The organism is Mycobacterium sp. 1245801.1, from assembly GCF_001673055.1.
GTDB classification, from domain to species: domain Bacteria; phylum Actinomycetota; class Actinomycetes; order Mycobacteriales; family Mycobacteriaceae; genus Mycobacterium; species Mycobacterium europaeum_A.
The window spans coordinates 1-22,899 of the sequence record NZ_LZKY01000159.1 but is presented as its reverse complement, the minus strand read 5'-3'; the positions used below and the strand labels follow the sequence as shown (position 1 = coordinate 22,899).

The window sequence follows — 22,899 nt, the reverse complement described above, 5'->3', positions numbered from 1 at the left end:
GCCCGCCGCGGCGCAAGTGCCGGATGAGGCCGGGCGCTAGGCTCGGGCGGTGGCTGCTGTGGACCTGACCGCCGATGTCCCGATGACCCCGCAGGACATGTGGGACCACGTCTCCGACCTGTCGGACCTGGGCGACTGGCTGACCATGCACGAGGGATGGCGCAGCGAGCTGCCCGACGAGATCGCCGAGGGCACCGAGATCGTCGGCGTGGCGCGGGCCAAGGGTTTCCGCAACCGGGTGACGTGGACGGTGACCACCTGGGACCCGCCGCACGAGGTGGCGTTGTCGGGGTCCGGCAAGGGCGGCGCCAAATACGCCGTCACCCTCACCGTGCGACCCACCGGCGAGGGCTCGACGCTGGGTCTGCGGCTGGAACTGGGCGGACGGGCGTTGTTCGGCCCGGTGGGCTCGGCGGCGGCGCGCGCCGTCAAGGGCGACATGCAGAAGTCGCTGAAGAACTTCGTCGAGTTATACGCCAACGACTGATCCGTGGCGTTCGCAAGCGCGCCGAAGCCGGGCGCGGCGGGTCGTCGCCAATAAACACAGACACACGCGGCGACACGCCCAACCAGTGTCGGTCCGCGGTCCTAGACTGGCGTCCCTATGAACCACTCGTCCTTCGTGCACCTGCATAACCACACCGAGTATTCGATGTTGGACGGTGCCGCGAAGATCGGGCCGATGCTCGCCGAGGTGGACCGGCTGCAGATGCCGGCGGTCGGGATGACCGACCACGGAAACATGTTCGGCGCCAGCGAGTTCTACAACGCGGCGACCAAGGCCGGGATCAAGCCCATCATCGGCGTCGAGGCCTACATCGCGCCGGCCTCGCGCTTCGACACCCGCCGGATCCTGTGGGGCGACCCGGGCCAGAAGTCCGACGACGTGTCCGGCAGCGGCTCCTACACGCACATGACGATGGTGGCCGAGAACGCCACCGGCCTGCGCAACCTGTTCAAACTGTCCTCGCTGGCGTCGTTCGAGGGCCAGCTCGGCAAGTGGTCGCGGATGGACGCCGAGATCATCGCCGAACACGCCGAGGGCATCATCGCCACCACCGGCTGCCCCTCGGGCGAGGTGCAGACCCGACTGCGGCTGGGCCACGAGCGCGAGGCGCTGGAATCGGCCGCCAAGTGGCGCGAGATCTTCGGCGCCGACAACTACTTCCTGGAGCTGATGGACCACGGCCTGTCCATCGAGACCCGGGTCCGCGAAGGGCTGCTCGAGATCGGCCGCAAGCTGGGCATCCCGCCGCTGGCCACCAACGACTGCCACTACGTCACCCGCGACGCCGCCCACAACCACGAGGCGCTGCTGTGCGTGCAGACCGGCAAGACGCTCTCGGACCCCAACCGGTTCAAGTTCGACGGCGACGGCTACTACCTGAAGTCGGCCGCCGAGATGCGCCAGATCTGGGACGACGAGGTGCCCGGCGCCTGCGACTCCACCCTGCTGATCGCCGAGCGGGTGCAGCCCTACGACGACGTGTGGGCGCCGCGCGACCGGATGCCGATCTTCCCGGTGCCCGAGGGACACGACCAGGCGAGCTGGTTGCACCACGAGGTGATGGCCGGGCTGGCGCGCCGGTTCCCGTCCGGCGTCGGCCAGGACTACATCGAGAGGGCCGAGTACGAGATCAAGGTCATCTGCGACAAGGGCTTCCCGTCCTACTTCCTTATCGTCGCCGACCTGATCAACTATGCACGCTCGGTGGACATCCGGGTGGGGCCGGGGCGTGGCTCGGCGGCGGGCTCGCTGGTGGCCTACGCGCTGGGCATCACCAACATCGACCCGATCCCGCACGGTCTGCTGTTCGAGCGCTTCCTCAACCCGGAGCGCCCGTCGGCACCCGACATCGATATCGACTTCGACGACCGTCGTCGCGGCGAGATGGTGCGCTACGCCGCCGAGAAGTGGGGTTCGGACCGCGTCGCGCAGGTCATCACCTTCGGCACCATCAAAACCAAAGCGGCCCTGAAGGATTCGGCCCGCATCCACTACGGCCAGCCCGGCTTCGCGATCGCCGACCGGATCACCAAGGCGCTGCCGCCGCCGATCATGGCCAAGGACATCCCGCTGTCGGGCATCACCGACCCCAACCACGAGCGCTACAAAGAAGCCGCGGAGGTCCGCGGTCTGATCGAGACCGACCCGGACGTGCGCACCATCTACCAGACCGCGCGCGGCCTGGAAGGCCTGATCCGCAACGCCGGCGTGCACGCGTGCGCGGTGATCATGAGCAGCGAGCCGCTGACCGAGGCCATCCCGCTGTGGAAGCGGCCCCAGGACGGGGCGATCATCACCGGCTGGGACTACCCGTCGTGTGAGGCCATCGGCCTGCTGAAGATGGACTTCCTGGGTCTGCGCAACCTGACGATCATCGGCGACGCGCTGGAGAACATCAAGTCCAACAGGGGAATCGACCTCGACCTGGAGTCGGTGCCGCTCGATGACAAGCCCACCTACGAGCTGCTCGGCCGCGGCGACACCCTGGGGGTGTTCCAGCTCGACGGCGGGCCGATGCGGGATCTGTTGCGCCGCATGCAGCCCACCGAGTTCAACGACATCGTCGCGGTGCTGGCCCTGTACCGCCCGGGGCCGATGGGCATGAACGCCCACAACGACTACGCCGACCGCAAGAACGGGCGTCAGGCGGTCAAGCCGATCCACCCGGAGCTCGAGGAGCCGCTGCGCGAGATCCTGGCCGAGACGTACGGCCTGATCGTCTACCAAGAGCAGATCATGTTCATCGCTCAGAAGGTCGCCTCGTACACGATGGGCAAGGCCGACGCGCTGCGCAAGGCGATGGGCAAGAAGAAGCTCGAGGTGCTCGAGGCCGAGTACAAGGGCTTCTACGAAGGCATGACCGCCAACGGCTTCTCCGAAAAAGCGGTGAAAGCCTTGTGGGACACCATTCTTCCGTTCGCCGGGTACGCGTTCAACAAGTCGCACGCGGCCGGCTACGGGCTGGTCTCCTATTGGACGGCCTACCTGAAGGCCAACTATCCGGCCGAGTACATGGCCGGCCTGCTGACGTCGGTGGGCGACGACAAGGACAAGGCCGCGGTCTACCTGGCCGACTGCCGCAAGCTCGGCATCACGGTGCTGCCGCCGGACGTCAACGAGTCCCTGGTGAACTTCGCCTCGGTGGGGCGCGACATCCGCTTCGGACTGGGCGCGGTGCGCAACGTCGGCGCCAACGTGGTCGGCTCGCTGATCGGCACCCGCAACGGCAAGGGCAAGTTCACCGACTTCTCGGACTACCTGAACAAGATCGACGTGGCGGCCTGCAACAAGAAGGTCACCGAGTCGTTGATCAAGGCCGGCGCCTTCGACTCGCTGGGGCATGCCCGCAAGGGCCTGTTCCTGGTGCACACCGACGCGGTCGACTCGGTGCTGGGCACCAAGAAGGCCGAGGCCATGGGCCAGTTCGACCTGTTCGGCGGCGGAGAAGATGGGGTCGGCTGCGATTCCGTGTTCAACATCAAGGTGCCCGACGACGAGTGGGAGGACAAGCACAAGCTCGCCCTGGAGCGAGAGATGCTGGGGCTCTACGTGTCCGGGCACCCGCTGAACCAGGTGGCGCACCTGCTGACCGCTCAGGTCGACACCCAGATCCCGGCCATCCTCGACGGCGATGTCCCCAACGACACCCAGGTGCGGGTGGGTGGCATCCTTGCGTCGGTCAACCGGCGGGTCAACAAGAACGGAATGCCTTGGGCGTCAGCCCAATTGGAGGACCTCACCGGTGGCATCGAGGTGATGTTCTTCCCGCAGGCCTACTCGGTGTACGGGGCCGACATCGCCGACGACGTCGTGGTGCTGATCAAAGCAAAGGTCTCGCTGCGCGACGACCGCGTCGCGCTGATCGCCAACGAGCTTGTGGTGCCGGACTTCTCCAATGCCCAGCCGAACCGGCCGCTGGCGGTCAGCCTGCCGACGCGCCAGTGCACCATCGACAAGGTCACCGCGCTCAAGCAGGTGCTGGCCCGCCACCCCGGGACGGCACAGGTGCACCTGCGGCTGATCAGCGGGGACCGCATCACCACGCTGGAACTGGATGCCTCCCTGCGGGTTACGCCGTCGCCGGCGCTGATGGGCGACCTCAAGGCGCTGCTCGGCCCCGGCTGCCTGGGCGGCTAGGCGCTTCGTCGGATCACCGATCTCCGCGAGTGTGAAGTTGGTTTCACGCTCGCAACCGAACGTGAAGCTGGTTTCACACTGGGCGCCGGCGCTAGGTGCTCAATCCCAGCACGGCCTGGTGGTCGTGGGTCGGGACGATCGTGACCGCGTGACGCGCCAGGTGCAGTCGGTGCAGGGTCTTGAAGGTCTGCTCGCGATCCTCGTCCACCAAAAGACCCGGATAGCTTGACTTTTGGCGGACCATCTCGATCTGCATGGCGTGCCAGGCCGCGTCGCCGGCGATCAGGATCCAGCCGCGTTCCGTGTGGGCGAGCACCCCGACGCTGCCCGGGGTGTGCCCGGCGAGGTCGACCAGCAGCACGGACTGGTCCCCGAAGAGGTCGTGGCTTCGGGTGAAGGTGAGCACCGGCGGCCCGTCCAGCTCGTAGTCGACAACGGGCCTGCCGCGCAATGAATCCCGCACGCCGCCGACGGGCGCGACGGGCCCGGCGCCGATCCAGTCGCGTTCGGTGCGGTGCAGGTGCACGGGCAGCCCGGGCAGGTCCAGCAGGCCCGAGACGTGGTCCCAGTGCGCGTGGGTGGGCAGCGCGAAATCCAACGGCGCGGCAATCGGCGCCCGGCCCAGCGCGGTGATCGTGGGGACGGTGTCGGCCGGGGGACGGACCGCGACCCGCAGCACCGCGGGCAGTTGGGCGATCGCTCGTCGCTCGACGTCGACACACACGGCGGGGTCGACGATGAAGGTGGCCTGCGGGTGCCCGACCACGAACGACGTCAGCGAGTTCTCGATGCGCGCCGGCGTGAAGGCGCCCTCGACAATCGCCGCGGTCGGCACCGACCGCGGCACCTGGGGCAGCGCGGTCACCGTCACGGTGCGGCCGGGCGTCGGTAGCCCGGCGTCGGCGACGCTGCAGATGAACCGCTCGTCGGGCCGCCGCGGACGCACCATGCCGAGCACCAGTCCCGCTGCGGCGCTGCAACATTGGCGGATCCCGGGGGAGCGGACCGGGTCGGCCACCGGCGCGTGTGTCATGGCAGCTCCACCCGCACGATGACGCTGCCCGGCCACACCCCGCGATCGCGGGCGCGCCGCAGCTTCTCTCTCGCGCACAGGTCTTGGTGCACGTTGGTCACGCCGGGAACCTTGATCAGCGGCACGATGTTCCATTGCCAGCCGTAGCGCCGGTGCAGTACGTGGTTGGCGCGTTCGGCTTCGGCGCCGGCGAGCACCGTGGCCCGGCCGGCGACCGTCGTGGCGCCCGGCCGCGGCCGGCCCCGGTAGTCGCACGCCGCGAGTTCGACGTCGCGGCGCGCGGCCAGCCGCCGGGTCTTCGGGCCCACCTTGGTGCGGAACAGCAACCCGCCGTCGTCGAAGGCGAACCAGATCGGGGTGTCGACGGGGCTGCCGTCGCGGCGAAACGAGCGCAGCAGGGCGTAGCGAGACTCGCTGAGTTCTCGAGGGATGGTCATGACCACAGTCAAGGACTTAGAGTTGACTCGAAGTCAAGCACTGAATTCCCGGGAGGCCGCGATGGCGCCGAGCCTGACGATCGGTGAGGTGGCGCGCCAGGCCGGGGTGGCCGCGACGGCGTTGCGCTACTACGAGCAGATCGGCCTGGTGCCGGAGCCGGCGCGGCTGGGCGGCCAGCGCCGCTATGACGACTCGATTCTGGCCCGCCTGGAGGTGATCGCGCTGTGCAAGGCCGCCGGTTTCTCGCTCGAGGAGATCCAGCTGCTGTTCGCCGACGACGCGCCGGGGCGGCCGGTCAGCCGCGCCCTGGCCAAGGCCAAACTCGCCGAGATCGACGCGCAGCTGGAGTCGCTGGCCCGCGCGCGGGCCGTCATCGAATGGGGAATGCGCTGCACGTGCCCCTCAATTGACGCCTGTACCTGTGGCATCCACCCACCGCACACCGGCAAGGAGCCCGCATGACCCAGCATCCCATCGCCGTGCGGAACTTCTCGCACGTCTGCGTCGGCGTCTCCGACATCGAGGCCTCGTTGGCCTTCTACACCGCGGTGCTGGGCATGGACGTGGTGTTCGACGTCGAACTCGAGGGCGCCGCACTGGATTCGGTCACCGGTGGTGCCGCCCAGCGGGGCCGCATGATCGGCGGGCTGATCGGGGCCGCGATGGTGGAGCTGTTGTCGCTGGGCGCCGTGCCCGAGTGCCCGAGCGGTCCGCACCTGGGTTACACCAACATGTCGTTTCGCGTCGACGATCTCGACGCCACCTTCGAGACCGTCACCCGCCACCACCCGAGCGTGCGGGCCGACCCGCCCGTCGACATCGGGGGAGTGCGGATGTTCTTCGTCTACGACCCGGACGGCACGCCGATCGAGCTGGTCGAGCTGCCCGGCGGCGCGACGAGCACGGTGCAGCTGTGGCGCCCCGGGTCGTGACCCGGCCCCGCCGGCGAAGTCGCGCGATATGTTCCCCGCCCCTGTGCTCGGACGTAGGCTCACGAAGGCGGTGCTGATGCGGCGGCGAGGAGGACGGAAATGACGACAGGGCAGGCCCCGGCCACCTTGTGCGAGGCGTTCCAGCGCACCGCGTCGATCGACCCCGAGGCCGTCGCGCTCCGGACGCCCGGCGGCGCCCGGACGCTGACGTGGCGAGAGCTCGCGGAGCAGGTGCGCAAGGTCGCCGCCGGCCTGGCCGGTCTTGGGGTCCGGCGGGGCGACACGGTGTCGCTGATGATGGCGAACCGGATCGAGTTCTACCCGTTCGAGATCGGCGCCCAACACCTTGGGGCCACATCGTTTTCGGTGTACAACACGTTGCCCGCCGAGCAGCTGACCTACCTGTTCGACAACGCCGGCACCAAGGTAGCGATCTGCGAGGAGCAGTACGTGGACCGCATTCGCGCCAGCGGTGCACCCATCGAGCACATCGTGTGCATCGACGGTTCGCCGCCCGGCGCCATCTCGGTGGACGACCTGTATGCCGCCGCGCGCACGGATTTCGACTTCCAGGCCACCTGGCGGGCGGTGCAACCCGAGGACGTCGTCACGCTCATCTACACCTCCGGGACCACCGGCAACCCCAAGGGCGTGGAGATGACGCACGCCAGCCTGCTGTTCGAGGCGCACGGGCTCGATGCCGTGCTCGGCAGCCGGTTCGGTGACCGGACCACGTCGTATCTGCCCTCGGCGCACATTGCCGACCGGATGATGGCCCTGTACCCGCTGGAGGTGTTCGGCACCCAGGTGACCGCCGTCGACGACGCGCGCGCCGTGGCGGCGACGCTGCCCGACGTGCGGCCCACGGTCTGGGCCGCGGTGCCTCGGGTGTGGGAAAAGCTCAAGGCCGCAATCGAATTCGTCGTCGCCAGCGAGACCGACGACGTCAAACGCCAGGCGCTGCAATGGGCGATGTCGGTGGCCGCCAGGCGCGCGGCCGCGCTGGTGTCCGGCGAGCCCGAGCCTGCCGAGTCGGCCGCCGAATGGGCCCGGGCCGACGAGCTGGTGCTGTCCAAGCTGCGCGAGCGGCTCGGGTTCGGCGAACTGCGCTGGGCCGTGTCCGGCGCCGCGCCGATCCCCAAGGAGACGCTGGCGTTCTTCGCGGGGATAGGCATCCCGATCAGCGAGGTCTGGGGCATGTCGGAGCTCAGTTGCGCTGCCAGCGTGGCACATCCGGACGACACGCGGCTGGGCACCGTGGGCAAGCTGCTTCCCGGCCTGGAGGGCAGGGTCGCCGAGGACGGCGAATTTCTGGTCCGCGGTCCGCTGGTGATGAAGGGCTACCGCAAGGAACCGGCGAAGACCGCCGAGGCGATCGACGCCGACGGTTGGCTGCACACCGGCGACATCATCGAGGTCGACGCCGACGGTTACCTGCGCATCGTCGACCGCAAGAAGGAGCTGATCATCAACGCCGCCGGAAAAAACATGTCGCCGGCCAACATCGAAAACGCCATCCTGGCCGCGTGCCCGATGGTCGGCGTGATGATCGCCATCGGCGAGGGGCGGCCCTACAACACCGCGCTGATGGTCTTCGACGCCGACTCGGTCGGCCCGTATGCCGCCCAGCGCGGCCTGTCCGACGCCTCGCCCGCCGCCCTGGCGGCCGACCCGGAGGTCATCGCGCAGATCGCCGCCGGGGTGGCCGCGGGCAACGAGAAGCTGTCCCGGGTGGAGCAGATCAAGCGGTTCCGCGTCCTGCCCACCCTGTGGGAACCCGGCGGTGACGAGATCACGCTGACGATGAAGCTCAAGCGCAAACCGATCATGGCGAAATACGCCGAGGAGATCGAGCAGCTTTATGCGCCCGAACCGCATCCGGACGTGCACGAGCCCGCCGAAGCCGTGTCGGTGCAGCCGGCATGATCGGGGGACCGGCGGGCGCGGCCCGCGAAATGGGCCGCGTGGGTATACGAAAGCTGTTGCAGCGCAGCGGCATCGTCGAGGAATCGACGTCGCCGCTGTCGACCGACCCGGCTGAGGTCGCCGATTTGCTGGGCGCGCCATGGTATGACGAGCGGCTGGGCAAGCTGGCCCACGAGCTGGGGCGCGACCTGGACAGCGTGCGCGCCGAGGCCGCAAGCTACCTGCGCGAGATGGCGCCCTCGCTCGACGAGCGGGCGGTGAAGGCCTGGCGCAGCTTCAGTTGCTGGCTGATGCGCGCCTACGACGTGCTGACCGACGAGGACCAGATCGCCCAGCTGCGCAAGCTGGACCGCAAAGCCACACTGGCGTTTGCCTTTTCGCATCGCTCCTATCTGGATGGGCTGCTGCTGCCCGAGGTGATCCAGGCCAACCGGTTATCGCCCGCGCTCACCTTCGGCGGCGCCAACCTGAATTTCTTCCCGATGGGCGCCTGGGCCAAGCGCACCGGAACCATCTTCATCCGGCGCCAGACGAAGGACATTCCCGTCTACCGCTTCGTGTTGCGCGCGTACGCCGCGCAGCTGGTGCAAAACCACGCCAACCTGACCTGGTCCATCGAGGGCGGCCGGACCAGGACGGGCAAGCTGCGCCCGCCGGTGTTCGGGATTCTGCGCTACATCAGCGACGCCGTCGACGAAATCGACGGCCCCGAGGTGTATCTGGTGCCGACGTCGATCGTGTACGACCAGCTGCACGAGGTGGAGGCCATGACCACCGAGGCCTACGGTGCGACGAAGCGGCCCGAAGACTTCCGCTTCCTGATCCGGCTGGCGCGCCAGCAGGGTGAGCGGCTCGGCCGCGCGTACCTGGACTTCGGTGAACCACTGCCGCTGCGCAAGCGCCTCGAGGAGTTGCGTGCCTTACAAGAGTCCGGCGCCAGCACCGAGATCGAACGCATCGCGCTGGACGTCGAACACCGGATCAACCGCGCCACGCCCGTTACCCCGACCGCGGTGGTGAGCCTCGCACTGCTGGGCGCCGACCGCTCGCTGTCCATCAGCGAGGTGCTGGCCACGGTGCGCCCGCTGGCCAGCTACATCGCGGCGCGCAACTGGAAGGTGGCCGGCGCCGCCGACCTGACCAACCGTTCGACCATCCGCTGGACCCTGCACCAGTTGGTCGCCTCCGGCGTCGTCAGCGTGTACGACGCCGGCACCGAGCCAGTCTGGGGCATCGGGGCCGAACAGCATCTGGTCGCCGCCTTCTACCGCAACGCCGCCATTCACATCGTCGTCGATCGCGCGATCGCCGAGACGGCCCTGCTGGCCGCCACGGAGGACGCCGAGGGCTCGGTCGACGGGCTGGTCCAACCGACCGCGGTGCGCGATGAGGCGCTGAAATTGCGCGAATTGCTGAAATTCGAGTTCTTGTTCTCCGCGCGAGCGCAATTCGAGAAGGAGCTCGCCGACGAGGTGCGCCTGCTCGGGCGGGTGGACGACACCAGCAAGGCGGCCAGCGCGGGCGACGTGCGCGGCCTGCTGGAAAAGGCCGACGTGCTGCTGGCGCACCTCGTGCTGCGCCCGTTCCTCGACGCCTACCACATCGTCGCCGACCGGCTCGCCGACTACGACGACGAATCGTTCGACGAGGACGCGTTTCTCGCCGAATGTCTCGAGGTGGGCAAGCAGTGGGAGCTGCAACGCAGGATCGCCAGCGCCGAGTCGAGGTCGATGGAGTTGTTCAAGACCGCGCTGCGATTGGCCCGGCATCGTGAACTGGTCGACGGCGTGGCGGACCTGGATATCGCCCGGCGGCGCCGTGAGTTCGCCGAGGAGATCGCCGCGGCCGTCCGCCGGGTGAACACCATTGCGGAGCTGGCCAGGACCCAGTGATCGCTCGCTCTCGGCGGGCGGTGCGGTTCACAGACCGTTAACGTTTGGTCGCGATAGTGCGTTGGCGACGTGGATGAGGGTCGGCGGTGTTCACCAGCGGCCGGTGAAGCGAGGATGTGATGACTGAGAAATCCAGCGGGCAACCCCGCCCCCTGATCGGGTACATCACCCACGACATCGCACCGCCGATCAGCCCCGCGCCGATCGGCCGGGAGTGGATGTCGGAGATCCGCCAGGGCTGGCCGCACCGGTGTCTGCCGATGCTGATCGCCAACCAGAGCGGCTGGGAGGTGCGCAACCGCAGCGCGTTCACCGCGACCTGGATGGGCGGCAATGACCGCACCAACCTGATGATCGCGCCCGACACCCGCGACAGCGGCCAGTTCCTGCCGTCGAGCCACTTCGGCTACGGCATCCTGACCTGGCACCTGCCCATCCTGTTCCGCACCCCGCCGGGCTACAACCTGCTGGTTCGCGGACCGGCCAATCATCCGAAGGACGCCATCTCCCCGCTGGAGGGCATCGTCGAAACCGATTGGTCCAGCTCGAGTTTCAGCATGAACTGGAAATTCACCCGCGAGTTCATGCCGGTGCGATTCGAGATCGACGAGCCGATCTGCATGATCGTGCCGCAGCGCCGGGCCGAGCTGGAGGAGTTCGTGCCGGAGCTGCGGCCCATCGAATCCGACGAGGAGCTGCACCGCAAGCACGAGCACTTCCTCGGCTCGCGCGGCGCGCTGGGCCGTGAACAGGAGGCCGCGGCCGGTGCGGCCAACGAGAAGGTGCCGTGGCAGGGCGATTACACGCGCGGCCGGCACAGCGACGGCGAGCCCGGCGCGGACGACCACCAGACCCGCCGCCGACTCCGGTCGTTCGTCGCGCAGCAGCCCGAGAACGCGGACTAGCGCGAAATCACCGCGCGGGCAAGGGAATTGCCCACCGCCGCGTTGCTGATCGCCTCCGGCGCCTGCGCTGATGCACCGGCCCACGCGATGTACCCGTCGGGACGCACCAGCACGGCGGGGCCGTGGTCGGCCCGCTCGGCCTGCACCATTCCGGGCGCCTCGACCGGGGCGGCGCCGTATTCGCGGATGAAGACGTAATTGCCACCGCGCTGCAGCTGCGTCAACCGCCCCTCGACGAGGGGGATCGCGGCGGCCCGGGTGCCGACCAGCCCGCGCCGGCCGTACCGCAACCCGGTGCCCGCGAAACTGCCGGCCACCAAGTCCTGCACGGCGGGAAGGCGAAGCAGGTTGGGCGCCAACAGGTTACGCAGCCAGATCGCGGGCCGCCGATGCAGCGTCGCGGCGCGGGCGATCATCCCGGACTGCACCAGCACCCGCTTGCCGATCGGATGGCGTTCGCTGTGGTAGGTGTCCAGCAGCGCGTCGTCGGCCCCGCCGAGCACGGCATCGAGCTTCCAGGCCAGGTTCGCGGCGTCCTGGATGCCGGTGTTCATGCCCTGGCCGCCCATCGGGGAGTGCACGTGCGCGGCGTCGCCGGCCAGGAACACCCGGCCGTGCCGGTACTGCGCGACTTGCCTTTCGTCGCAATGGAATCGCGACTTCCAGCCGATCTGGGTCACGCCGAAGTCGGTGCCCATGGCGCGGGCGAGGACGTCGACGATCTCGGCGTCGTCGACGGGCGCGTCGTCGGGCAGTTGGTGGTCGCGGTCCCACACCAGGGCGCGGTACCACGAGCCGTCCGCGTCGTGCCGGTTGTAGGGAGCCAGGAAACCCAGCACGTCACCGGTGGTGCCCACCACCAGGCCGCCGCGGGCCGGGCCGTGGGCCAGCTTGACGTCGGCCAGCATCAACGAGGTCAGCACCGTCCTGCCGGGGAAGTCGGCGCCCAGCAGCGTCCGGACGGTGCTGTGGGCGCCGTCGGCGCCGATCAGATACCGCGCCCGCCACGTCTGCCGGTGGGCGGCATCGCCGTCGCCCTTGGGTCCGGCGGTGACGGTGACGCCCGCGGCGTCCTGCGCGAGCGCGACCACCTCCACGCCGCGCCGGATGTCGGCCCCCTCGGCCACCGCGTAGCGGCGCAGCGCGGCGTCGACGTTGGTCTGCGGGGTGATCAGGACGAACGGGTAGGCCGAGTCGAGCCGGGTCAGGTCGAGGCGGGCCCTGGCGAACAGCGTCACGTCCGGTCCGCGCTGCCCGATCGCGAGCAGCTCGTCGGCCGCGCCGCGCGCGTCGAGGAGCTCTAGGGTCCGGGGCATGACGGCGAACGCGCGGCTAGTCGGGTTCTCGGCGGGCCAGCGCTCCAGCACGGTCACCGACCGCCCGGCGCGGGCCAGGTCGCCCGCGGCGGTCAGGCCGGTGGGGCCCGCGCCCACGACCAGGACGTCGACCTCGGGAACGGTGGTTGTACTCATCGGATCGCTCCTTCCGGTTGCGGGTACCAGCGACGGATGTCGCCGGGGGTGGCTTGCGCGGCGTGGTTGAAGACGAAGCGGCAACCGGGCTGGGTGGTGTGCGCGATGTTGACGATCGACTCGAACAGCAGGGTGTTGGCGGCGACCAGGCGGATCCCGGCGCCGATCAGCACGGCGTCGTAACGCTTGGCGCGCAGCCACGCGGCGGCCTTGTCGGCGCCGGCGGTGCCGAAGTCGATCAGGCAGTTGTCGACCCGGTAGCCCGCCGCGCGCAGGCCTGCGACATTGTCGTCGTTGGCCGCCCGCAGCGCGTCCCGCGACAGGCCCGCGAACTGGGCGAACTCCGGCGACGAGTAGTCGATGACGTCGGGATCCAGCCCGATCTGGATGACGGTCACGGTCATGTCTGGGTCTCCTCGCCGAGCTGGTTCAACAACTGTTGAACTCAACGTAAGCCCGGCCGCTAGCCATGTCAACAGTTGTTGAACTAGAATTTCGGCATGCCCGGTAAGACCCGCGACGGCAAGGTCACCCGCGCGACGATCCTGAGCGCCGCGCGGACCCTGTTCTCCACCCACGGCTTCGAGCGGACCACCATCCGTGCGATCGCGGCCGAGGCCGGCGTCGACCCGGCGCTCGTCATGCACTACTTCGGCAACAAGGCCGACCTGTTCGCCGCGGTCTCGCGGCTCGAGATCACCTTCCCCGACCTCACCGGCGTCGCCCCGGAACGCATCGCCGACATCCTGGTGCCGTTCCTCATCCGGGTATGGGATCCGGGCGGCCCGTTCCTGCCGCTGCTGCGCGCGGCCGCGACCAACCGGGTGGCCGCCGACGCGCTACTGGAGGTGTTCGTCGAAAAAGTCGCCCCGGCGCTGACCACCATCACCCCCGACCGGGCCGCCGAGCGGACCGCGATGGTGGGATCGCAGGTGCTGGGAATCGCCATGGCGCGCAATGTTGTTGGGGTACCCGCGCTGGTCGCGATGGACGACGCGACGCTGACCGAATGGCTGCGCCCGGTGCTGGCGCACTACCTCGCCGGCTCGACCCGCGCCTAGAGTGAATGGCATGCCGCTTACCGGAGAATACGAACCGTCGCCGTTGGATTGGTCTCGCGAGCAAGCTGACAAATACGCCGAGTCGGGGGGCGCCGAGGCCGCCGACATGAAGGGCAAGCCGATCATCCTGCTGACCACGGTCGGCGCCAAGACCGGCAAACTGCGCAAGACGCCGCTGATGCGCGTCGAGCACGACGGCCAGTACGCGGTCGTCGCCTCCTTGGGCGGGGCGCCGAAACATCCGGTCTGGTACTACAACATCAAGAAGAATCCCCGCGTCGAGCTGCAGGACGGCTCGGTGACCCGCGATTACGACGCCCGCGAGGTCTTCGGCGACGAGAAGGCGACCTGGTGGGAGCGCGCCGTGGCGGCCTGGCCCGACTACGCCGAGTACCAGACCAAGACCGACCGTCAGATCCCGGTGTTCGTGCTGACCCCGGTCGACTGAATTCCGGAGTTGGTCGGCCGCCGTGGCACCATTGATCAGTGTCCGCCGAATTGAGCCAGAGTCCGAGCGTCTCGCCGCTGTCCGCGGCTGACATCGACGGCGCGGCCAAGCGGATCGCCGCGGTGGTCACGCCGACCCCGCTGCAGTTCAGCGACCGGTTGTCGGCGATCACCGGCGCGCAGGTCTACCTCAAGCGCGAGGACCTGCAGATCGTGCGCTCCTACAAGCTGCGCGGCGCCTACAACCTGCTGGTCCAGCTGACCGAGGCGGAGCTGGCGGCTGGGGTGGTGTGTTCGTCGGCGGGCAACCACGCGCAGGGCTTCGCCTACGCGTGCCGGATGCTGCAGGTGCACGGCCGCGTCTACGTGCCGGCCAAGACGCCGATGCAGAAGCGCGACCGGATCCGCTACCACGGCGGCGACTTCATCGACCTGATCGTCGGTGGCAGCACCTACGACCTGGCCGCCGAGGCGGCCCTGGCCGACGTGGCGAGCACCGGCGCCACGTTGGTGCCGCCCTATGACGACCTGCGCACCATGGCGGGCCAGGGCACCATCGCCGCCGAACTACTCGATCAGCTCGGCGCCGAGCCGGACCTGGTGGTGGTCCCGGTGGGCGGCGGCGGCTGCATCGCTGGCATCACCACCTACCTCGCCGAGCGGACGCGCAACACCTCGGTGCTGGGCGTCGAGCCGGCCGGCGCCGCGGCGATGATGGCCGCGCTGTCGGCCGGGGAGCCGGTGACGCTGGAAGACGTCGACCAGTTCGTCGACGGCGCCGCGGTGCGGCGGGCCGGTGACCTGACCTACGCCGCGCTGGCGGCCGCCGGCGACATGGTCTCGATCACCGCGGTCGACGAGGGCGCGGTGTGCACCGCGATGCTCGACCTCTACCAGAACGAGGGCATCATCGCCGAGCCGGCGGGCGCGCTGTCGGTCACCGGATTGCTCGACGCCGACATCGAGCCCGGTTCGACGGTGGTGTGCCTGATCTCGGGCGGCAACAACGACGTGTCGCGGTACGGCGAAGTGCTCGAACGCTCGCTGGTGCACCTCGGCCTCAAGCACTACTTCCTGGTGGACTTCCCCCAGGAGCCCGGCGCGCTGCGCCGCTTCCTGGACACCGTGCTCGGACCGAACGACGACATCACCCTGTTCGAGTACGTCAAGCGCAACAACCGGGAGACCGGCGAGGCGCTGGTCGGCATCCAGCTGGGGTCCTCGGCCGACCTGGACGGCCTGCTGGCCCGGATGCGTGCGACCGAGTTGCACGTCGAGACCCTGAAACCGGGCTCGCCGGCCTACCGCTACCTGCTGCTCTAGCGGCCGGGGCCGCGATAGATGCGCCCGCCATATGGACCCGGCACCAGCGGATTCGGCCCGGTCAGCGCCGGATTGGTGGCGTGTCTCGTCCTGCTGGTGTGGGCGGCGATATGGCTCGCTCGGCGCGGGCGCCTGCTAATCGCGTTGTGGGACAAGGTGTCTCACAACGCCGTGATCGGTGAGACGCTGACCTGGCTGCGCGACCGGATCGGCGCCAGGGAACGGGCGCTGGCGCGCCGGTTGCGGGTGAGCGAGGTCGCCGGGCTGGCGTTGGCGCTCGGGCTGCTCGTGGTCGTGGCGCTGGCGGTCGGCTTCACCGAGGTGCTCGACGACGTGCTCGAGGGCGACGGCATCGCCGGATTCGACCAACCGACGACGCGCTGGCTCGCGACTCACCGGGATCTGTGGCTGACCACCGCCCTGAGGGTGGTGACCGGCGCGGGGAGTCCGCTTTTCCTGGCCGCGGTCGCCTTGCCGATCTCGGTGGTCGCCGGTTGGCGGTGCCGGTCGTGGCGGCCCGTGGTGCTGGCACTGGTTGCCGGCGTGGGCATCCCCCTGGTGCTGTTCACGGCGAAGGTCTTGGTGGGCCGGCAACGCCCGGCCCTGCCGTTCGCCCTGGTCGACGCGGACGGCTATTCGTTTCCGTCCGGGCACGCGACCGGCACCGCCGCGAGCATGGTCATCTCCGCGTGGCTGCTGACCCGCTGGCTCGTCCCATGGTGGACCGGGCGGGTGATCGTCTGGGCGATGGCCACCGCCGTGACGTTCGTGGTCGGGTTTTCCCGCGTTTATCTGGGGGTCCACTACGTCAGCGATGTGCTGTCGGGCTGGCTGCTGGGGCTGGCCTGGGCCGGCACCGTCATCCTCGTCGGCTCCTGGTGGGACGACACCCGACGGGCACGCGGCTCAGCGTCGGTCACCTCGTAGGTACGCCGGCACGGCGGTGCCCGGAGTCAGGTCGCCGGCCGGCACGGGCGGCCCGGCCGTCAGGCTCAGCGGCAGCACGCCCGCCCAATGGGGCAGCGACAGGTCCTGCGGATCGTCGGCCGGCGGGCCGCTGCGCACCTTCGCCGACACCTCGACGAGGTCGAGGGCGAGCACCCCGGTCGCGGCGAGCTCGCGCGCATCTGGGGCTCGGCAGTCGGCGGCGCGCCCCGGCGCGATGTGATCCAGCAGGCCGCCCAGCGCCCGCGACTTCTCCGCCGGATCGTCCACCACGCGCGCATCGCCCAGCACCACCACCGAGCGGAAATTCACCGAGTGGTGCATGGCCGAGCGGGCCAGCACCAGACCGTCGACCAGGGTCGCGGTGACGCAGACCGGCAGGCCCGACCCCGCGGCTTCGGCCGCCTTCGCCGCCAGCACCGGGCCGCCGCCGGACGAACCGTGCAGGTAGAGCGTTTCGTCGAGCCGGGCGTGCGTGGTGGGCAAGACTACCGGTCGACCGGCGCTCAGGTAGCCCAGGTGGCAGATCAGCGCCTCGTCCAGGATGGCGTGCACCGTGGGCCGGTCGTAGTGCGCCCGCTCCCGGTAGCGGGTCGGCGTGGTGCGTGCGGTCGGTTGGTATGCGGTGTCCACGGCGTTGCCCTCAGATTTGCTCTAGTACATAATATATTGCGTGCCAGTACAAAACAGCATAACCGGAACCGGCGCGGAGTCCATAGCCGCCAGCGTCGAGGCGGCGATATCGGGCGGCGCTTTGGCGCCCGGCGACGCGCTACCGCCGGTGCGGGAGCTGGCCACCCAGCTCGGCGTCAACGCCAACACCGCCGCCGCCGCCTACCGCCTGCTGCGTCAGCGCGGTGCCGTCGAGACCGCCGGCCGGCGCGGCACCCGCGTGCGCCATCGCCCGGCGACCACCCCGCGCTCGCTGCTCGGGCTGGACGTGCCCGCCGGCGTGCGCGACCTGTCCACCGGAAATCCGCACCCCGCCCTGTTGCCCATCGCGGGCGCGTCGCCGCCCGGCCCGGACGCGAAGCCACCGGTGCTCTACGGCGAACCGGCCGTCTCGGCGGCGCTGGGGGAGTTCGCCCGCCGCGCGCTGTCCGCCGACGGGGTCCCCGCCGACCACCTGGCGGTGACCAGCGGCGCGCTGGATGGCATCGAACGCGCGCTCACCGCGCACCTGCGGCCCGGCGATCGCGTGGCCGTCGAGGATCCGGGCTGGGCCAACCTTCTCGATCTGCTTGCCGCACTGGGTCTTTCGGCAGAACCGGTGCGGGTCGACGACGACGGCCCGCTGCCCGACGATTTGGCCCGCGCGCTGGGTGGCGGGGTGCGCGCGCTGGTGCTCACCAACCGCGCCCAAAACCCCACGGGCGCCGCGTTTTCCGCCGATCGTGCCGCTGCGCTGGGCGCGCTGTTGGCGCGGCGAGCCGACGACCTGCTGGTGGTGGAAGACGACCACTGCGCCGGCATCTCCGGCGCACCGCTGCACACCCTGGCCGGCCGCACCGCGCACTGGGCGTTCGTCCGCTCGGCGTCCAAGGCCTACGGCCCCGACCTGCGGGTGGCCGTGCTTGCCGGCGACCATCGCACCGTCGAGCGGGTGCACGGCCGGTTGCGGCTCGGGCCGGGCTGGGTGAGCCACATCCTGCAGCGGCTGGCCGTCGACTTGTGGTCCGACCCGGCGGCGGCGCAGCTGGTGGCGACCGCCGAGCGGGACTACGCCCAAAGCCGAACCCGCCTTTGCGATGCCCTGGCCGGGCGCGGCGTCGAGGCGCACGGGCGCTCCGGGCTCAACGTGTGGGTGCCGGTTCCCGACGAGGCGGTCGCCGTGTCGCGCCTGCTCGCCGCGGGCTGGGCGGCCGCACCGGGCAGCCGGTTCCGGATGCACACGCCGGCGGGCATCCGCATCACGATCTCCGGGCTGACCGCCGACGAGATCGATCCGCTCGCCGACGCGGTCGCCCGGGCGGTGCGCCCGGCCGGCCGGGCCATCGTGTAGCCGCCGCTCAGGCGCCCTCGTCGTCGTTGGCGCCGGGTCCGGGACCGCTCCACAACAGCTCAATGCCGGGATGCGGCGGCATGTCATGGCGCACGGCGTTCCGGCCCGACGGCGGATTGGGGGCGCGGCGGCTCGGCTTGCGCCGGCAGATGCGTCGCAGTGGGTGACCGAATTCAGATTGACTCATGGCGGCATCATCGGGGGTCAGCCCGCGGCGCCGCCATTCAGTTGTCCACAGCCCGTTCACGTCGAGAGAATCGCGATGAAGAATCTGCGAGGATTCCGGCGGCTTTAGCAACTTCGCCGTACGCGGCCGCCAGGCTCGACAACGTCGAATGAGCGTTGCGGCCACTTGGGTTGGGAACCACCCACAGTTCGGTTGCGTCATATGGCGACGCTTGCTTGCCCGCCTCGGCGCGGCGCTGACCGAAAGCGTCTCGGTATGCGGTGATCCCGAGGACTGCGACGACACGCGGGACGAACTTTTCAACCATCCGGTCCAGTTTCCGCCTGCCGTTGATCAGTTCGGCGGCGGTGAGCTCGTCGGCGCCCGCGGTCGCCCTGTCGACCAGGTTGGTAATACCGATCCCGCGCCGCACCAGGTATTTCCAGTCGCCCGGCGCAAACCCTGACGAGGCGTCGATCAAGTGATCGGTGATGCCGGCGCGGTACAACGCTGGCCAGAACCGATTGCCGCGCGGCGCGAAATGTGCCTGTACGGCAGCGGTTCGCAGGCCGGGATTAATGCCCACGAACAGCAGTCGGACCTGCTCGGAGATCAGGTCGGGCACGGTGCTGCCGTGGAATCGCTTCAGTTCCTCCCGGGTGAAGCGGAGCTCATCCATGGTCGGACGAAGCGCGATCAGCCGGAGCCACCCGTGCTCCGCAATATCGCGAATGAATGCCCAGGCAGCTCGGTGCTGTCGGGATGAACCGCCGGCTCGTCCCAGGCCAGCACCAGCTCACCGGTGACCGGGACGCGCACCTGCTCGGCGCCCAGGTTGCACACGATGCGCAACCGTCCGCGCGCGACGACGATCCAGCCTTGGTCCTCGTCGTAGTCGACGGTCAGGTTCTCCAGCCAGGGGTCGGCGAGGTCGGGATCCTCGCGCCGCAACGCGATCAGGTCGCGGTAGAGGCGGTGCAGCCGGGCGTGCTCGCCGGTGTCGACCTCGGCCCAATCCAGCTTGGAGTCGGCGAACGTCTGCGGGTCCTGCGGGTCGGGAATCTCGTCGGCGTCCCAGCCGTGTTCGGCGAACTCGGCCTTGCGTCCCTCGGCGGTGGCCTTCGCCAGTTCCGGCTCGGGGTGCGAGCTGAAGAACTGGAACGGGGTCGACGCCGCATATTCCTCGCCCATGAAAAGCATGGTGGTGTAAGGAGATCCGAGGACGAGCGCGGCCTTGATCGCCAGCTGGCCGCCGGTCAGGTTCTGCGACGGCCGATCGCCCAGGGCCCGGTTGCCGACCTGATCGTGCGTGCAGGTGTAGGCGACCAGGCGGGTGGCCGGGCTGCCGGATTCCGCGCTGGTGTCCAGCGGCCGGCCGTGCCGGCGACGGCGGAACGACGAATAGGTGGCGGCGTGAAAGAAGCCGTGGCGCAACGTCTGGGCCAGGGTGGCCAGGCTGCCGAAGTCGGCGTAGTAGCCCTGGCGCTCGCCGGAAACCGCGGTGTGGATCGCGTGATGAATGTCGTCGGCCCACTGCCCGGTCAGGCCGTAGCCGCCACGCTCGCGCGGGGTGATCAACCGTGGATCGTTCAGGTCGCTCTCGGCGATCAGCGACAGCGGACGCCCCAATTGCTGGGCCAGCCAATCCGTTTCGGTCGCGAGCTCCTCGAGGATATGGATCGCGGTGGTGTCCACCAGCGCGTGGACGGCGTCCAGGCGCAGGCCGTCGGCATGGAAGTCGCGCATCCAGCGCAGCGCGCAGCCGATGATGTAACGGCGCACCTCGTCGGAGTCGGCGTCGGCGATGTTGATGCCCTCGCCCCACGGGTTACTCGCCGACGACAGGTAGGGCCCATAGCGCGGCAGATAATTGCCCGACGGGCCGAGGTGGTTGAACACCGCGTCGATCAACACCCCCAGCCCCTTGGCGTGGCAGGCGTCGACGAAGCGCACCAGCCCGTCGGGGCCGCCGTAGGGTTCGTGCACGCTGTACCACAGCACGCCGTCGTATCCCCAACCATGCGTGCCGGCAAAGGAATTCACCGGCATCAGCTCGACGAAGTCCACGCCGAGCTCGACCAGGTAGTCCAGCTTGTCGATGGCCGAGTCGAAGGTGCCCGCCTCGGTGAACGTGCCGAGGTGCATCTCGTAGATCACCGCGCCCTCGACCGGGCGGCCCGCCCACGCGGTATCGGTCCACGCCGCGGCGGCCGGATCCCACAACTGCGAGCGGGCGTGCACGCCCTCGGGCTGGCGCGGTGAGCGCGGGTCGGGCAGCACGGTGGGGTCGTCGTCGAGCAGGTAGCCGTAGCGGGCGTCCGGCGCGGTGTCCACGCGCGCATGCCACCAACCGTCGGCCGAGCGCGTCATGGCGTGCGTCTGGCCGTCGACGTCGAGACGAACCAGCGCGGGCTTGGGCGCCCAGACCCGGAAGTCAGTCGTCTGCAATTCAGTCATGGTGGCGCTCCAACAGCACGACGGGCAGGTCGGCGAACAATTGTGCCGCCGAGGTGGGGCCGTCGGCGATCACGCCGGTGAGCGCGTCCTTCCAGGTTCCGTCCGGCAGCGGCACAACCGTATTGCCCCAGCCGCTTTCGGCCAGCCGCACGGTCCAGCGGGTCACCGCCACCACGATGTCCTCGCCGCGGCGAAACGCCAGCACGTGGTCGCTGGCCTCGCCGTTGGCCAGGATCGGGACGTACTCGCCGTGCAGGAAGGTGTCCACGTGCTGGCGGCGCACACGCAGCGCCGTGGTGACGACCCGGATTTTCGGATGTTTCAAGTCCTGCAGGGCGGCGCGCCGGGCCGAGTAGTCCACGGCCCGGCGGTTGTCCGGGTCCACCAGGCTGTCGTCCCACAGCTCGGTGCCCTGGTACACGTCGGGAATCCCGGGCACGGTCAGCGCCAGCAGCTTCTGGGCCAGCGCGTCGCTGGCGGCATGCGGATTGAGTTGGGCGACAAGCTCGGTCAGCTGGCCGGCCACCGGACCGTCGAGCACGCTGTCCAGCCACCGGTGCACCGCGTCCTCGAATTCGGCGTCCGGGTCGTTCCACGAGGTATGCCAGGACGCCTCGCGGATGGCCTTCTCGGCGTAGGCATGCAGTCGCTCGCGCAGCTCGGCGGTGACCTCGCCGCTGACCGGCCATACGCCGAAAATGTTCTGCCACAGGAACTGTCCGGTCGCCGGATCGGGGGAGGGGGCGCGTTTCTCCCAGCGGGTAAGGAACTCGGTCCACAGCGACGGCACCTGCGACAGCACCGAGATCCGGGCCCGCACGTCCTCGCCGCGCTTGGTGTCGTGCGTGGTGAGCGTCGTCATGGTCTGCGGCCACAACCGCGCGCGGGTGGCGGCGCTGTGGTGAAACTCGGCGGCACCGACACCGAAGCGGTGCGGCTCGCCGCCCACCTCGTTCAGCGAGACCAGCCGGGCGTCGCGGTAGAACAGGCAGTCCTCGACGGCCTTGGCGGTGACGGCCCCGCAGAGCTGCTGCAGGCGGGTGGCCGGTTCCCCGCCGCGGGCCAGCGCCGCGGCCAGCACCTGCAGTGCGGGCCCCAATTCCGGTGCGGCCGCTTGGGTTTCGGCCAGCGCGGTAGGCAGCAGCGCGACCAGGCCGGGGTAGTCGCTGCGGTAGACCCCGATGTGGGTGAGCAGCGCGGCCACCGCCTCGGGCAACCGCGGGTGGTCGACGCCGGCCGCGGCCGCGATACTGCGACGCAACCGGCGCAGTTCGCTTGCCAAGGTTTCGGTGGCCGAACGGATCTTGAGGTCCACCAGCATGTCCGGCATCGCCCCGTAGTCCACCCCGGCGGATTCCACCAGCGCGGTCAGCGCGGGGGCGCCGTCCGGATCCACCAGCACACCGCCGATTTCGCGCAACACGTCATAACCGGTGGTGCCGCCGACCGGCAGGGTGGGCTCGAGCGCCTCGTCGACGGCCAGGATCTTCTCGATCACGATCCAGGCTTGCGGGCCGGTCAGTTCGCGCAGCCACGCCAGGTACCCGCACGGATCCGACAGGCCGTCGGGGTGGTCGATGCGGATGCCGTCGACCAGCCCCTCGGTGAACCACCGGCCGACCTCGGCGTGGGTGGCGTCGAAGACCGCGCGGTCCTCCTGGCGCAGCCCGGCCAGCGAGGTGATCGAGAAGAAACGACGGTATCCGCACACGCCGTTGCGCCAGCCGACCAGCCGGTAGTGCTGGCGGTCGTGCAC

The 22,899-nt window shown here is 69.7% G+C and carries 21 protein-coding genes; 12 read left to right on the top strand and 9 right to left on the bottom strand.

All coding sequences use genetic code 11. The features are described from left to right. Positions 1–49: 49 nt before the first annotated feature. Positions 50–487 carry an SRPBCC family protein gene (locus A5622_RS10165; RefSeq protein ID WP_066861001.1) on the top strand — a complete coding sequence of 146 codons (438 nt, stop codon included), beginning with the start codon at positions 50–52 and terminating at the stop codon, positions 485–487. A 117-nt stretch (positions 488–604) separates the two neighbouring features. Further along, entirely contained in the window at positions 605–4,144 is a 3,540-nt protein-coding gene (gene dnaE / locus A5622_RS10160; RefSeq protein WP_066878278.1) for a DNA polymerase III subunit alpha, read from the top strand. Positions 4,145–4,235: 91 nt separating this feature from the next. On the opposite strand, the gene A5622_RS10155 is transcribed toward dnaE, so the two are convergent. Next, on the bottom strand, positions 4,236–5,177 hold the full coding sequence (locus A5622_RS10155) for an MBL fold metallo-hydrolase (RefSeq protein ID WP_066878276.1): 942 nt from the start codon (positions 5,175–5,177) through the stop codon (positions 4,236–4,238). After that, a complete protein-coding gene (locus tag A5622_RS10150) occupies positions 5,174–5,614 on the bottom strand; it encodes a PPOX class F420-dependent oxidoreductase (protein WP_066878274.1) in 441 nt (146 codons plus the stop codon). The genes A5622_RS10155 and A5622_RS10150 overlap by 4 nt, the downstream gene beginning before the upstream one ends. A gap of 61 nt (positions 5,615–5,675) precedes the next feature. On the opposite strand from A5622_RS10150, the gene A5622_RS10145 reads away from it, so the two are divergent. The 5 genes from A5622_RS10145 (at position 5,676) to A5622_RS10125 (ending at position 11,270) form a co-directional block, all read left to right on the top strand. Next, positions 5,676–6,077: a helix-turn-helix domain-containing protein gene (locus A5622_RS10145; RefSeq protein ID WP_065155409.1), complete on the top strand. Its 402-nt coding sequence runs from the start codon at positions 5,676–5,678 to the stop codon at positions 6,075–6,077. Then, positions 6,074–6,547, top strand: a complete 474-nt coding sequence (locus tag A5622_RS10140) for a VOC family protein (RefSeq protein ID WP_066878272.1) — start codon at positions 6,074–6,076, stop codon at positions 6,545–6,547. The genes A5622_RS10145 and A5622_RS10140 overlap by 4 nt, the downstream gene beginning before the upstream one ends. A 99-nt stretch (positions 6,548–6,646) precedes the next feature. After that, the gene (gene fadD11, locus A5622_RS10135) at positions 6,647–8,473 is read left to right on the top strand and encodes a fatty acid--CoA ligase FadD11 (protein WP_066878270.1); all 1,827 of its coding nucleotides are present in this window, start codon (positions 6,647–6,649) and stop codon (positions 8,471–8,473) included. Continuing rightward, complete coding sequence (locus A5622_RS10130) at positions 8,470–10,365, top strand: lysophospholipid acyltransferase (RefSeq protein WP_066878268.1); 1,896 nt, start codon at positions 8,470–8,472, stop codon at positions 10,363–10,365. The genes fadD11 and A5622_RS10130 overlap by 4 nt, the downstream gene beginning before the upstream one ends. 119 nt (positions 10,366–10,484) lie before the next feature. After that, the gene (locus A5622_RS10125) at positions 10,485–11,270 is read left to right on the top strand and encodes a DUF6065 family protein (protein ID WP_066878266.1); all 786 of its coding nucleotides are present in this window, start codon (positions 10,485–10,487) and stop codon (positions 11,268–11,270) included. On the opposite strand, the gene A5622_RS10120 is transcribed toward A5622_RS10125, so the two are convergent. Beyond that, positions 11,267–12,742: an FAD-dependent oxidoreductase gene (locus A5622_RS10120; protein ID WP_066878264.1), complete on the bottom strand. Its 1,476-nt coding sequence runs from the start codon at positions 12,740–12,742 to the stop codon at positions 11,267–11,269. The genes A5622_RS10125 and A5622_RS10120 overlap by 4 nt on opposite strands. Continuing rightward, positions 12,739–13,146, bottom strand: coding sequence for a hypothetical protein (locus A5622_RS10115; protein WP_066878262.1), 408 nt, complete (start codon positions 13,144–13,146; stop codon positions 12,739–12,741). The genes A5622_RS10120 and A5622_RS10115 overlap by 4 nt, the downstream gene beginning before the upstream one ends. Positions 13,147–13,242: 96 nt before the next feature. On the opposite strand from A5622_RS10115, the gene A5622_RS10110 reads away from it, so the two are divergent. Genes A5622_RS10110 through A5622_RS10095 form a run of 4 tightly spaced genes read left to right on the top strand, consistent with a single transcriptional unit; the run spans position 13,243 to position 16,500 of the window. After that, a complete protein-coding gene (locus tag A5622_RS10110; protein WP_066878260.1) occupies positions 13,243–13,803 on the top strand; it encodes a TetR family transcriptional regulator in 561 nt (186 codons plus the stop codon). A 10-nt stretch (positions 13,804–13,813) separates the two neighbouring features. Next, complete coding sequence (locus A5622_RS10105; protein WP_066878280.1) at positions 13,814–14,251, top strand: nitroreductase family deazaflavin-dependent oxidoreductase; 438 nt, start codon at positions 13,814–13,816, stop codon at positions 14,249–14,251. Positions 14,252–14,289: 38 nt separating this feature from the next. After that, positions 14,290–15,573 (top strand): threonine ammonia-lyase, encoded by a 1,284-nt coding sequence (gene ilvA, locus A5622_RS10100; RefSeq protein WP_066864209.1) that lies wholly within the window; start codon positions 14,290–14,292, stop codon positions 15,571–15,573. A gap of 18 nt (positions 15,574–15,591) precedes the next feature. Continuing rightward, positions 15,592–16,500 carry a phosphatase PAP2 family protein gene (locus A5622_RS10095; protein ID WP_066878258.1) on the top strand — a complete coding sequence of 303 codons (909 nt, stop codon included), beginning with the start codon at positions 15,592–15,594 and terminating at the stop codon, positions 16,498–16,500. On the opposite strand, the gene A5622_RS10090 is transcribed toward A5622_RS10095, so the two are convergent. Continuing rightward, complete coding sequence (locus tag A5622_RS10090; RefSeq protein WP_066864201.1) at positions 16,480–17,151, bottom strand: pyridoxamine 5'-phosphate oxidase family protein; 672 nt, start codon at positions 17,149–17,151, stop codon at positions 16,480–16,482. The two genes, A5622_RS10095 and A5622_RS10090, sit on opposite strands and share 21 nt — an antisense overlap. A 40-nt stretch (positions 17,152–17,191) precedes the next feature. Here A5622_RS10090 and A5622_RS10085 point away from each other — a divergent pair, with 40 nt between their 5' ends. Then, the gene (locus A5622_RS10085) at positions 17,192–18,520 is read left to right on the top strand and encodes an aminotransferase class I/II-fold pyridoxal phosphate-dependent enzyme (RefSeq protein ID WP_066878256.1); all 1,329 of its coding nucleotides are present in this window, start codon (positions 17,192–17,194) and stop codon (positions 18,518–18,520) included. Positions 18,521–18,527: 7 nt separating this feature from the next. On the opposite strand, the gene A5622_RS10080 is transcribed toward A5622_RS10085, so the two are convergent. The 4 genes from A5622_RS10080 to treY all read right to left on the bottom strand — a co-directional run. Continuing rightward, positions 18,528–18,707 carry a hypothetical protein gene (locus tag A5622_RS10080; protein WP_066878254.1) on the bottom strand — a complete coding sequence of 60 codons (180 nt, stop codon included), beginning with the start codon at positions 18,705–18,707 and terminating at the stop codon, positions 18,528–18,530. Between the two features lie 37 nt (positions 18,708–18,744). Continuing rightward, positions 18,745–19,365: a mismatch-specific DNA-glycosylase gene (locus tag A5622_RS10075; RefSeq protein ID WP_066878253.1), complete on the bottom strand. Its 621-nt coding sequence runs from the start codon at positions 19,363–19,365 to the stop codon at positions 18,745–18,747. Positions 19,366–19,382: 17 nt separating this feature from the next. Further along, positions 19,383–21,143, bottom strand: coding sequence for a malto-oligosyltrehalose trehalohydrolase (treZ, locus tag A5622_RS10070; RefSeq protein WP_066878252.1), 1,761 nt, complete (start codon positions 21,141–21,143; stop codon positions 19,383–19,385). Further along, the coding region (treY, locus tag A5622_RS10065; protein ID WP_066878250.1) for a malto-oligosyltrehalose synthase at positions 21,136–22,899 on the bottom strand (1,764 nt) is incomplete at its 5' end. The genes treY and treZ, both read right to left, overlap by 8 nt.